The organism is Paraburkholderia sacchari, assembly GCF_000785435.2.
Taxonomy (GTDB): Bacteria; Pseudomonadota; Gammaproteobacteria; order Burkholderiales; family Burkholderiaceae; genus Paraburkholderia; species Paraburkholderia sacchari.
Genome location: NZ_JTDB02000011.1, coordinates 134,925 through 146,297, shown reverse-complemented (window position 1 = coordinate 146,297; position 11,373 = coordinate 134,925). Strand labels below are relative to the sequence as shown.

Sequence of the window (11,373 nt, the reverse complement as noted above, 5' to 3'; positions counted from 1 at the left end):
ATAGGCGGTAAGCCGTTGCGTTCGACCGGTGGAGGCAGGATGCTGAACCAGTTTACCGAGACCATTCTTTATCTTGTAGCCGGCCTGTTCCCGATTATCAATCCGCCAGCGGCCGGATTCTTTATCCTTGGCCTGGTGCCGCACGCGTCGCCGGCTGAGCGGGCCTGGCTGGCCAAAAGCATTTCCCTCAATAGCCTGATCGTTTTGATTTTGGCGCTCTCGATTGGTGCCTACGTGCTACAGTTTTTCGGCATATCGTTGCCAGTACTGCGAGTGGCTGGCGGAGCGGTGATTGCGTTCGCAGGCTGGGGTCTGCTGCACACGCGAGCGGATGCGGAACGCGAAGCGGAACAACAGGCGGCCACGGACTCAGTCCAGGAGGCATTGCTGCGTGCGAAAGCCTTTTATCCACTGACGCTTCCAATTACTGTTGGCCCCGGGTCGATCGCCGTCGCGATTGCACTCGGAACGGCCAGGCCCCGGACCGGCGTCCCGCTCGTCAACCTTGCTGGGGCGGCAGTCGGAATGCTCATCCTGTGGTGCAGCATCTACGTTTGCGTCCGCTTTGCAGCAAACGTCGAAAGGTTTCTAGGTCCCGTGGGCACTGATGTTGCCAGGCGCCTCTTCGCTTTTGTGCTCTTCTGCATCGGCGTTCAGGTCCTGTGGCTGGGTTTGGATGATTTGCTTGAATCGGTACCTTTGTGGGTACGTTTCAAATGACACATCGCATGTAAGAGAAATTCCGTGAAGCAGGTCAACTTTCCATGGATCACTAACGGTAGTGGGGGTGGAAGTGGCTACTACTGTCTGACCAATACGGGGCGGTATGCCGACGGGCAAGCGATCTGTTGCCAGTTGTACATCCGGGATCGTGTGATTAAAGCGTACCGGTTACTGGCTGGCCGTCCTGCCGGACGCATTTAAAACCGAAATTGCTTTGAACGGACACTTTCGACCTCGTCGAAGCAGCAAAGACGATCGGCAGCATCTTCAACCGTTGCCGTAGTGGTCACGAAAGAGAAGGTCAATATGGCCCACGCTTCTCGGCATGGACCAGTTCAATGAACTCGCGTTGCGCTTGAGTTCGACCTTAGCCACCCTGTATCGACGCAAATTCACTAGCGTAGGCACTCCACAGGCCTGCTGGCCGCTCGCTCGACAATCAACAGGAATCCTGCTTATTCCGCATTGGTCTGCACCCACGTCGTCAACTTGACAATGCCACAGAACAAATCTTGAGGGATGAAAAAAGCGGGCCACGTTGTGCGGAGCCCGCTTTGCCTGCTGAAGACTAGCTCTGGACGAACGCAAGCAAATCCGCGTTCAAAAGTTCTGCATTCACTGTCAGCATACCGTGTGACAAACCCGGGTAGGTTTTCAACGTCCCCGACTTCAGCAGCTTGATTGACTTTAGCGCGGCGTCTGCGATTGGGACAATCTGGTCGTCTTCGCCATGCAGGACGAGCGTCGGAACAGAGATGGCTTTCAGGTCTTCCGTTTGGTCCGTCTCTGAAAACGCTTTGATGCCTTCGTAATGCGCGTGAGCACTTCCCATCATTCCTTGACGCCACCAATTCCGGATGACGCCCTGATGCACGGTTGCGCCTTGTCGGTTGAAACCATAGAAGGGTCCGGTCGGAACGTCCAGGAAGAATTGGGCGCGGTTTTCGGCAAGCGCTTTCCGGAATCCATCGAAGACATCGATAGGCAAACCTTCAGGGTTGTCTCTCGTTTGCACCATCAGAGGCGGAACCGCGCTCACAAGTACGGCCTTGGCGACACGCCCGGCTGGTTGCCCATGCCTGGCGACATAGCGGGCGACCTCTCCGCCACCGGTCGAGTGCCCAATATGCACAGCGTTCGTCAGGTCTAGCGCTTCGACGACAGCGAAGGCGTCTGCCGCATAGTGGTCCATGTCATGACCATCTGATACTTGTGCCGAGCGTCCGTGCCCACGCCGGTCGTGCGCGATAACACGGTAGCCCTTCTGCAAGAAGAACAGCATTTGCGCGTCCCAGTCGTCGGAGGATAGCGGCCAGCCATGATGGAAGACGACGGGTTGAGCATCTTTGCTTCCCCAGTCTTTGTAGAAGATTTCGACGTTATCTTTGGTCGTAACGAAAGGCATGGAATCCTCGCTCTGGTAAGTGCACGGGCGCATGAATGCAAGGACAGACGCACAGTTTTTGTGCGGCTCCGACGTCTTGCAGCGAAACGAGAGACAGCGTCCTCAACTTGACGCACAAGGTGGGCTCTGGGTGATGGCGCAAGGAATGGCACATCGCAGGGGCCGATGGATATTGCGGAGCGACTGTCTGATGACGTTCTACCAGGCAGCCAGCTCGCGATCACCCAAGTCTGTCTTCGCAAGGACCAACAATACACGCTTCCCATTGCGGCTGGCACGAAGTCGTCCAGCGAAGCTGTGTCAGCGGAATTAGAGAAGCTAAGCCAACTTCCAGCGACGATTGCGAACTTTGACCAGCATAAAGCGCGCCATTGGGTTGATCTGCAGTTCGAACGCGGCCTTTACGTCGAATCCGAGTGCGTGAATGAGCGCTGCTCGAATAACCGAAGCATGGGTGATCGCAATTAGACTGCCTTCCCCGGTCAGAGAATCAATCCAGCGTCCCATCCTGCTTTGCAGTTCATGCAGCGTATCTCCGCCGTGCGGCGCGCTGGCGGGATCGCTCAGCCAGGCATGCAGTGAGACGGGATCATGTTCCGCCAGATCCGATAGCCGCATGCCGCGCCATCTCCCGTAATCCATATCGGCAAGCGCGGGCTCGATGGTCGCACTCAGGCCCAAGGTCTCGGCGGTTTCGATCGCGCATCGCATGGGGCTGCTCAACACGCGAGCGAATGGCGGACGGTCCCAGTATTCGAGAAATTTCACCGCTTCGGATCGCCCCCTGGCATCCAGCGGATCATCGTTCGGGAAAGTACCTGTTCGCATGGCCCGCGTAGACGCATGGGCGATCAAGGCAAGGGCGAGGCTCATGATCGGGTGCGCTTCCATGGCGGCGTGGCAGGGCGCGAGGTTTCTTCCGCAAGGCTATCGTGCGTATAATCCACTCGTGCGAAGAGTGGAAGCCGGTGCAAAGCCGGCGCGGCCGCGCCACTGTATTCGGTGCTGTTTTCAGATACCGCAAGCCAGACCCTTCTTCGTGCCATGTCTTTAAACCATTCGTTGGGGCGCGATTCCCCCAGAGGTTCCATTATGAGCGAAGCCATTCTGAAGCCGGTTGCCATGCCGGCTCCGATTTCTGTCAAGGAACTGCTGCCGTGGGTCATCTTCGGTGGCCTGATGTTGCTGCTGGCCATCTATTTCGTCGGCGCCGAACAAGGCGCGATGTCGATCTTCCCGGGCATGTACATCCACGAATTCGTGCACGACGGGCGCCACCTTCTCGGTTTCCCCTGTCACTGAAGGGGGGCGCATGGTCGGAAAGCTGCTTGTGCGCGGCATGCTTGCAGGCATCGCCGCGGGACTTCTCACGTTCGGTTTTGCCAGGATCGTGGGTGAACCCCAGATGGATCGGGCGATTTCCTTCGCGGAAAAACTCGACGCCGCAAAGGGCGAAGCGCCTGATCCCGAACTGGTGAGCCGCCATACGCAAGCCGGCATCGGTTTGCTAACAGGTGTCGTGACCTTTGGTGCGGCAATCGGCGGGCTGTTTTCGCTGACGTTCGCATATGTGTACGGTCGAGTCCGGCTGCCTGCACGGCAGTTGTCGGCATGGCTTGCCGCGGCCTCGTTTATCGCTCTCGTCATCGTTCCAAACATAAAGTATCCGGCTAACCCGCCATCGGTCGGCGATCCGGACACGATTGGATTCCGGACGGGACTCTTCTTCCTGATGATCGCGATTTCGATTGCCGTAATGGTTTTCTCGCTCAAGATTCGTCGCGCGTTGCTTGCGCATCTCGGCGGCTGGAACGCTTCGATCGTCGGCGGACTTGCATTCATCGTCATCATCGCTGCCATTCAGTTGGCAATGCCGACTATCAATGAAGTGCCGCTGGAATTCCCGGCTGTCGCGCTCTGGAATTTCCGGTTGGCCGCAATTGGCATGCAAGTCATCATGTGGGCGACGATCGGGCTGCTGTTCGGTGCGCTGGTTGAGCGCTACGAACGGTCCGCATCGCGCGCGTAACGTGAGCGTGGCGCGCCGTTCAGCCCATGCAGCCCCACAGGGCATCGAGATCGACGCTCGCAGCCACTGCGTCGGCGAGCCGGTCAATGGATGCGAGCCTGCGCGCGTCATGATCGACGCGCTCCACATGGCCAAGCCCCGCCCAGCGAAGCAGCGCCGTGCAGGCGTCAGGCGAATCGAACAGGCCGTGCAGGTAGGTTGCCAGAATCTGGCCGTCTTCGGAGAGCGCGCCGTCGGCGCGCGTTGCGTGGCCGTTGGAGAGGCGCAGCGCGGGGCGGGACAAGGCCGGGCCTTCGGTGACACCCATATGAATTTCGTATCCGCGTACCGGTGCTGATCCGTCTACGAGGAGTGTGCCGGCAGTGTTGACGAGCTGCTTGTGCGGTTCGAGCGTCGTGACGTAGTCGAGCAGCCCAAGCCCCGCCGTGCGCGTTACCGGGCTTTCAATGCCGAGCGGATCGTGCAATTCCTTCCCGAGCATCTGCAGCCCGCCGCAGACCCCGATCAGCTTGCCACCGTAGCGCAGATGACGACGCAGATGTGTGTCCCAACCGTGTTCGCGCAACCAGGCGAGATCGCGCTGGACGCTCTTGCTGCCCGGCAGGATCACGAGATCCGCCGCCGGGAGCGGCTCGCCCGCACGAACAAAGCGGAAATCGACTTGCGGATGCGCACGTAGTGGATCGAAGTCAGTGTGGTTGCTGATGCGCGGCAGTGCCGGCACGACGACGCGCAGCACCTCGCCGGCACCCACATCTTTATGGCTCTGTTTCGGCAGCATGTCTTCGGCGTCGAGCCACAAACCCGGGACGAACGGCACCACACCGAACACGGGCTTGTTCATTTGTGCTGCGACCCAGTCGATACCGGGTTTCAGCAGTGCCACGTCGCCTCGAAACTTATTGATGACGATGCCTTTCACCAGCGCGCGTTCATTTTCGGGCAGGCAGGCCAGCGTGCCGAGAATCTGCGCGAACACGCCGCCGCGATCGATGTCCGCGACCAGCACGACTGGACAGCCAACGGCGGTGGCGAACCCCATGTTGGCGATATCGCCCTGACGCAGGTTGACCTCGGCCGGGCTGCCGGCGCCTTCGACCAGCACGAGATCGCTTTTCGCCTTCAGGCGATCGTACGATTCGAGCACTGCCTGCATCGCGATGGGCTTGTAGTGGTGATAGGCCCGCGCATCGAGATTGCCGCGCGAATGACCTTGCACGATGACTTGCGAACCGGTATCGCTGTTCGGCTTGAGCAGGACCGGGTTCATGTCGACTTCGGGAGCGACGCCGGCGGCGAGTGCCTGCCAGGCCTGCGCGCGGCCGATTTCTCCGCCGTCGATGGTCACTGCGCTGTTGAGCGACATGTTCTGCGGCTTGAACGGGGCGACCCGCTTGCCTTCACGCGTGGCAATCCGGCAAAGCGCCCCGACGAGGGTGCTCTTTCCGGAGTCGGAGCTCGTCCCCTGGATCATCAACGTTTTGGCCATGTCGCTTACGTGAACAGTGTGGAATCGCCGCGCCGGGATTGCCGAATCTATTACGGCGCAGGGGCGGGGCCGTATTATGTCACCCGCGGTTGGCAGTCTCAACATCGCGTGCGGCGGGGCGGCCTGGTACCATGGCGTGCTGGCCAGCGCTTCCGCGATTTTCTGAATACCTATGCTCAATCTCGATCACGCAACACAAGTGCCGCACGGCGGCAATCTCGGCGAGGCTGCTCGCCGGTATGGCATCGCCCGGGAAAACTGGCTCGACCTTTCGACGGGGATCAATCCCGACGGCTATCCGGTGCCGCCCGTCGATCCGCAGGCATGGCTCAGGTTGCCCGACGACGACGACGATCTGGAGGTCATCGCTGCCGCGCATTATGGTGCGCGAGAGGCGCTCGCCGTGGCAGGCACACAGGCAGCGATCCGGATGCTGCCGGCGGTTCTTCCCAAGGGGCGTATCGGCGTCGGGCTGCTCACGTATGGGGAATACGCGCCTGCCTGCGAGCGCGCGGGGTTTCCCGTCGATCGTTTCGTCACGCGGGACATTGCCGACCTCGGCGGCGCAGCGTCTTTTGTACTGGAACCGGGGAGGCCGCTGCCAGCGGATCTGAAGCATCTGGTTCTCGTCAATCCGAACAACCCGGGAGCCGAGCGGTTCACGCCGGACGTCATCATGGGCTGGCATGAGGAACTCGCGGTGCGTGACGGTACGCTGGTGGTCGACGAGGCTTTTGTCGAGGCGATGCCGGAACTCAGCGTGGCGAAGTTCGCTGATCGTGGCGGGCTGATCGTGCTGCGCTCGATTGGCAAGTTTTTCGGGCTGGCTGGTGCGCGAGTGGGTTTCGTGCTGGCGGATAAGGACGTCATTCGGGCTATGCGTAGCCTGCGTGGTCCGTGGAGCGTAAGCGGGCCTGCGCGCATCGTGACGCGCGCCGCGATGCTGGATACGGACTGGCAGACGCAAACGCGGGCCAGTCTCGCGGCTGCGGGAGAGCGGCTTGCGGATTTGCTCGGGGAATTTTTCCCGGTGGTGCGGCACACACCGCTCTTCGCGTGGGTGCGCGATGAGCGTGCGCCACAGTGGCAGGATGGATTGGCCCGTCATGCCGTGTGGACACGGAGGTTCGACGTCGTCCGGGGGCTGCGCTTCGGCCTGCCCGCGGACGAATCGGGATGGGCGCGGCTCGATGCTGCGCTGCGCGCGGTAAGCCGCGAAGTGAATGCGGGTGGGGTGTGATGGAAAACGTCGAACAACCGCCGCGCCTGAGTCTCGAGCAAAAGATCGAACAAGCGAAAACGCAGCGTCCGGTCGGTTCCCCGTGCATCGATGTTTGCCGGTTGAACCCGCAGAGCGGTTATTGCGAAGGCTGTCTGCGCAACAGAGCCGAAATACGGGCATGGAAAACGATGGACGATCCGGACAGGCTCGCGCTGCTCGACGAGCTCGCAACGAGGGCTGGCTGACCCCGGCGCGCAACGTATTCTGGATCGCGCAGGCCACCGGGCACGGCAGACCGCCGTCCGTGCGGTTTCGTTAAAAGGGCTTGCCGCAAAAAAGCGCCGCCGCGAGGGCAGGGTTGGACGGCCAGTATCCATGCATGTAGCTTGCGACGATCGCGCCCGAGCGGAATACCGGCTCGCCGGGCGCGCCGGTCTGCGCGCGGGTGGCGTGGCTTTCGGGTTGCAGGGGAGTCGTCATGCTGGAATAGTGGAACGTGTGGCCTGTTAGCACTCCAAACTTCGTTTCGAGCGCCTGCATACCGAGCGAGACCAGCCGTTTCTGTATCGCCGCCCGTCCCGGCAATAGCCCGAGCATCGGTGTCGAGCGATCTTCGGTATCGGTCAGCTCGTCGAGCAGATACAGCATGCCGCCGCATTCGGCAACCACAGGCTTGCCGGCCGTTGCATGGCCGCGGATGCTGGCGGCGGTTATTACATTGCCCGCCAGCGTAGCGGCATGAAGCTCGGGGTAGCCGCCGGGCAGATACAGCGCATCGGCATGACTTGGGACGGGTTCGTTTGCCAGCGGCGAGAAAAACGCGACGCGCGCCCCCAGGCTTTCCAGCAGACTCACGTTCGCTGGATAGATGAACGAGAAGGCTGCGTCCCGAGCGATGGCGATCCGCTTTCCTTCGAGCAGCCGTGGCTGCGCGTGGTGACTATCGTGCGGCGCTGCATCGAACGAAACGGCCGCGGGCAATTCGGCCAGCGCCGTATCGGCGAGTGCCTGGGCCGTGAAGGCAATACGCGATTCGAGCTGATCGATTTCACCAGCCTGATGAAGCCCCAGATGCCGTTCCGGCAGCGCCATCTGCGCGGATGGGGCGAGATGCCCCAGCCAGCGCAGCCCGTCGGGCATGCCCGCCTGGATCATCTGCGCGTGACGCGCCGAACTGACATGATTGGCCAGCACGCCGTGTATCGCCACATCCGAACGGTAATGCGCAAGACCGAATGCGACGGCGCCGAACGTCTGCGCCATCGACTTCGCCGAAATCACGGCGACGACGGGCACGCCGAATCTGGCTGCGAGATCGGCGCTGCTGGGTGTGCCGTCGAAGAGTCCCATCACGCCTTCGATCAGGATGAGATCCGCCTGCGCAGCGGCCTCGGCCAGCAGCCGGCGGCAGCCGTCTTCGCCTGCCATCCAGAGATCGAGCGACTGGACTGGGGCGCCGCTTGCGTGCTCCAGGATCATCGGGTCGAGGAAGTCAGGCCCCGTCTTGAAGACCCGCACGCGCCGGCCGAGCTGGCGGTGCAGCAGTGCAAGGCCCGCCGTGATCGTGGTCTTTCCCTGGCCGGAGGCGGGCGCGCTGACGAGCAGCGCTGGACAAGACGGCATGGTTAGAACTCCACACCTTTCTGCGCCTTGACGCCCTGCTCCTTATACGGATGCTTCACGAGGCGCATTTCCGTGACGAGATCGGCTGCCTCGATGAGCGCATCGGGCGCGTGGCGGCCGGTGACTACGACATGCTGCTCCGGGCCACGCGCGGTCAGCACAGCGAGCACTTCATCGAGCGGCAGGTATTCGTACTTGAGGACGGTATTGAGTTCGTCGAGGATCACCATCCGGTAGTTGCCGCTCTGGATCATTGCGACGGCCTGGTCCCAGCCCTTGCGGGCCGTGGCGATGTCGGCCTCGCGGTTCTGCGTGTTCCATGTATAGCCATCACCCATCGTGACGAAATCGCACATCGGATGTGCGCCGAGGAAATCACGCTCGGACGTATGCAGCGCGCCCTTGATGAACTGCACGACGCCGAGACGCTCGTTGTGGCCCAGCATTCGCACCGCCATGCCAAAAGCCGCCGTGCTCTTGCCTTTGCCATTGCCGGTATGGACGATCAGCAGGCCTTTTTCGTGCGTGGCGGCAGCCTGTTTCTTTTCGTGCCCTTCGCGGCGGCGTTGAGTCATGCGCAGATGGGATTCGCTATCGGTCTTCATGATGTCCTTGTTTGTTGTCTGTGTGATCCGGCTGCATCGGGTGCATTGGGGTTAGCGTGCCAATGGCAACCGTGACGCCATCGAGCGCGAGCTTGCCGCGTAGCAGCCGGGCGCCGGGGGCAGCGAGCAGCGCACAAGGTTCGCATACCCCGTCGACGCCGAGTTTCTCGCGTGCAACTGGCGAACGCGCGAGCAACGGATTTTCGTCGAGACAGGTGCTGATTTGCTCCGCCGGGACGGCGACCAGCGGCATCCGATGCTGTTCGCAGAACGCCAGCAGGGCCGCCTCATGCGCTTTGTCTTGCAGTGTGGCCACGCACATGACTTCGGCCATGTCGCCTGATTCCAGCCTCCCAAGTGCCATCCGGACGGCGGCCTCGATCTGGCCGGATGTCACATCGCGCCGGAAGCCCAGGCCGATGGTCAACAGACCCGGTCGCCGCCCTGTAGCGGGCAGGGCATCGGTGCGCGTCGGCGACGCCCCTTTGCCGGTCACCAGAATCGCCGGGGAACCGGGGTTGCCGGAAGGAGCATGCATATTTCGGAGGTGTCGAAAAGGGATGAAACGTTGCCTGTCCCTGAACGACAGGCAAATAGCCGGAAATCTCTTTTTTCACGATACCACACGCCCGCGGCAAGTCCCGAGGCTCGCCTGTTTCTTGACTGGCGCGCACGCGGCACCTACACTCCCGGCTAATCTGGTGCTCGCGCACGCGTTCCGACGTGCGCAGTTAAACGGGAAACAGCGGTTCGATGCAGCGATGCGCTGCGGCGACCCCACCTGTGCTGCCCCCGCAACGGTAAGCGAACGTGTCGCTTGAGAGCGACACACGGCCGACTTCTACACATGCGTGCCACGTATGTGCAAGACCACTGCGCTCAACGCCTGTCCATCCACAGGTTGCGCGGGAAGGTGAAGCGGCTTTTCGCCAGCCCGGAGACCGGCCGGAGAAGACGACACGCGCTGCGGGTAGGCGGCGCGCTGCCGAACCGTCACATTCGTCGCGCGTTTTCGTCACGCGCTTTCGTCACGCATCCACCGCGAAGAGCCGCGAATACGGATGGAATATTCCGCTTCGCCCCTTGCCCCAAGCCTCGTGCCTGCAACTGCACGGGCGCGATGATGCACGCGACCACCGCCATCGAGACCTTTCATGTCCACCTCCATGCGCAAGATTCCCGTGACCGTCATCACGGGCTTTCTCGGCAGCGGCAAGACCACGCTGCTGCGTCACATCCTGTCCAATGCGAACGGCCTGCGCGTCGCCGTGATCGTCAACGAATTCGGCGAACTCGGGATCGACGGCGAAATTCTCAAGGGTTGCGGGATCGGGTGCGATGAATCCGGCGAGGAGACCGAAGGCCAACTGTACGAGTTGGCGAACGGATGCCTGTGCTGCACCGTGCAGGAAGAGTTTTTCCCGGTCATGGAAGCGCTCGTCGAGCGGCGCGACCAGATCGACCACGTGCTGATCGAGACGTCGGGGCTCGCATTGCCCAAACCGCTCGTGCAGGCGTTCAACTGGCCGTCGATCCGCAGCAGCTTCACGGTCGATGCGGTGGTCACGGTCGTGGACGGCCCGGCAGCCGCGAGCGGGCAGTTCGCCGAAGATCCCGAGGCCGTGGACGAACAGCGCAAGGCCGATCCGAATCTCGATCATGAATCGCCGCTGCACGAGCTGTTCGAGGACCAGTTGAGCGCGGCGGATCTCGTCGTGCTCAACAAGACCGATCTCCTCGATGGCGCGCAGCAGGCGGCCGTGGTCGCGTTGATCCGCGAAGACGTTCCCGCGCATGTGAAGATCGTCCCTGCCCACAATGGCCGGCTCGATCTGCCGGTGCTGCTCGGCCTGAACTCGGCGTCCGAGGAGACGATCGATCAGCGCCACGATCATCACGGTTCGGCGCACGATGCCGATCACCATCACGACGATTTCGACTCGGTTGTCGTGTCGGGCGCACCTGCATCGCGCGACGCCGCAATCGCCGCGTTGCGGCAGTTGGTCGAGCACCACACGATCTATCGCGCGAAGGGTTTCGCGGCGCTGCCGGGCGCACCGATGCGTCTCGTGATCCAGGGTGTGGGCGCGCGCTTCGACAGCTATTTCGATCGCCGCTGGCGCGATGACGAAGCGCGTACGAGCCGCTTCGTCCTGATCGGCGAGGATCTGGATCAAGCGGTGCTTCAGCGCGCGTTCGACGCGGCGCTGGATGCCGCGCTTGATGCCGCATCAGGCGCGCAATCCGTCGCCGCGCCGGCCTGAGCGCATTCACGGC

12 protein-coding genes and 2 riboswitches are annotated in these 11,373 nt (G+C 61.9%); of the genes, 6 read left to right on the top strand and 6 right to left on the bottom strand.

Going from position 1 to position 11,373, the window contains the following annotated elements; genetic code table 11:
* Positions 1 to 39 precede the first annotated feature (39 nt).
* Positions 40 to 720: a MarC family protein gene (locus NH14_RS28585; RefSeq protein ID WP_035533361.1), complete on the top strand. Its 681-nt coding sequence runs from the start codon at positions 40 to 42 to the stop codon at positions 718 to 720.
* A gap of 571 nt (positions 721 to 1,291) precedes the next feature.
* On the opposite strand, the gene NH14_RS28580 is transcribed toward NH14_RS28585, so the two are convergent.
* Complete coding sequence (locus tag NH14_RS28580; RefSeq protein WP_035533363.1) at positions 1,292 to 2,128, bottom strand: alpha/beta fold hydrolase; 837 nt, start codon at positions 2,126 to 2,128, stop codon at positions 1,292 to 1,294.
* 318 nt (positions 2,129 to 2,446) lie between these two features.
* Positions 2,447 to 3,001, bottom strand: coding sequence for a histidine phosphatase family protein (locus NH14_RS28575; RefSeq protein WP_052148485.1), 555 nt, complete (start codon positions 2,999 to 3,001; stop codon positions 2,447 to 2,449).
* A 34-nt stretch (positions 3,002 to 3,035) separates the two neighbouring features.
* Positions 3,036 to 3,182: riboswitch (cobalamin riboswitch) on the top strand.
* Positions 3,183 to 3,220: 38 nt separating this feature from the next.
* On the opposite strand from NH14_RS28575, the gene NH14_RS28570 reads away from it, so the two are divergent.
* Both NH14_RS28570 and NH14_RS28565 read left to right on the top strand, forming a co-directional pair.
* Positions 3,221 to 3,430 (top strand): CbtB domain-containing protein, encoded by a 210-nt coding sequence (locus NH14_RS28570; protein ID WP_035533365.1) that lies wholly within the window; start codon positions 3,221 to 3,223, stop codon positions 3,428 to 3,430.
* A gap of 10 nt (positions 3,431 to 3,440) precedes the next feature.
* On the top strand, positions 3,441 to 4,157 hold the full coding sequence (locus NH14_RS28565) for a CbtA family protein (RefSeq protein WP_035533367.1): 717 nt from the start codon (positions 3,441 to 3,443) through the stop codon (positions 4,155 to 4,157).
* Between the two features lie 19 nt (positions 4,158 to 4,176).
* Here the strand turns inward: NH14_RS28565 and NH14_RS28560 are convergent, their stop codons facing one another.
* Positions 4,177 to 5,646 carry a cobyric acid synthase gene (locus tag NH14_RS28560; RefSeq protein WP_035533368.1) on the bottom strand — a complete coding sequence of 490 codons (1,470 nt, stop codon included), beginning with the start codon at positions 5,644 to 5,646 and terminating at the stop codon, positions 4,177 to 4,179.
* 172 nt (positions 5,647 to 5,818) lie between these two features.
* Between NH14_RS28560 and cobD the strand changes: the two genes are divergently transcribed.
* On the top strand, positions 5,819 to 6,886 hold the full coding sequence (cobD, locus tag NH14_RS28555) for a threonine-phosphate decarboxylase CobD (protein ID WP_035533369.1): 1,068 nt from the start codon (positions 5,819 to 5,821) through the stop codon (positions 6,884 to 6,886).
* Complete coding sequence (locus NH14_RS28550; protein ID WP_084225913.1) at positions 6,886 to 7,113, top strand: DUF1289 domain-containing protein; 228 nt, start codon at positions 6,886 to 6,888, stop codon at positions 7,111 to 7,113. The genes cobD and NH14_RS28550 overlap by 1 nt, the downstream gene beginning before the upstream one ends.
* Before the next feature lie 70 nt (positions 7,114 to 7,183).
* Here NH14_RS28550 and NH14_RS28545 read toward each other — a convergent pair whose 3' ends face one another.
* Genes NH14_RS28545 through NH14_RS28535 form a run of 3 tightly spaced genes read right to left on the bottom strand, consistent with a single transcriptional unit; the run spans position 7,184 to position 9,634 of the window.
* Positions 7,184 to 8,491 (bottom strand): cobyrinic acid a,c-diamide synthase CobB, encoded by a 1,308-nt coding sequence (locus NH14_RS28545; protein WP_035533371.1) that lies wholly within the window; start codon positions 8,489 to 8,491, stop codon positions 7,184 to 7,186.
* Between the two features lie 2 nt (positions 8,492 to 8,493).
* On the bottom strand, positions 8,494 to 9,096 hold the full coding sequence (gene cobO / locus NH14_RS28540) for a cob(I)yrinic acid a,c-diamide adenosyltransferase (protein WP_035533373.1): 603 nt from the start codon (positions 9,094 to 9,096) through the stop codon (positions 8,494 to 8,496).
* Entirely contained in the window at positions 9,083 to 9,634 is a 552-nt protein-coding gene (locus tag NH14_RS28535) for a cobalamin biosynthesis protein (protein ID WP_084225914.1), read from the bottom strand. Before NH14_RS28535 ends, cobO begins: the two co-directional genes overlap by 14 nt.
* A gap of 144 nt (positions 9,635 to 9,778) precedes the next feature.
* Positions 9,779 to 10,060, top strand: a riboswitch (cobalamin riboswitch).
* A gap of 190 nt (positions 10,061 to 10,250) precedes the next feature.
* Here NH14_RS28535 and cobW point away from each other — a divergent pair.
* Positions 10,251 to 11,360, top strand: a complete 1,110-nt coding sequence (gene cobW / locus NH14_RS28530) for a cobalamin biosynthesis protein CobW (RefSeq protein WP_035533375.1) — start codon at positions 10,251 to 10,253, stop codon at positions 11,358 to 11,360.
* Positions 11,361 to 11,373 lie beyond the last annotated feature (13 nt).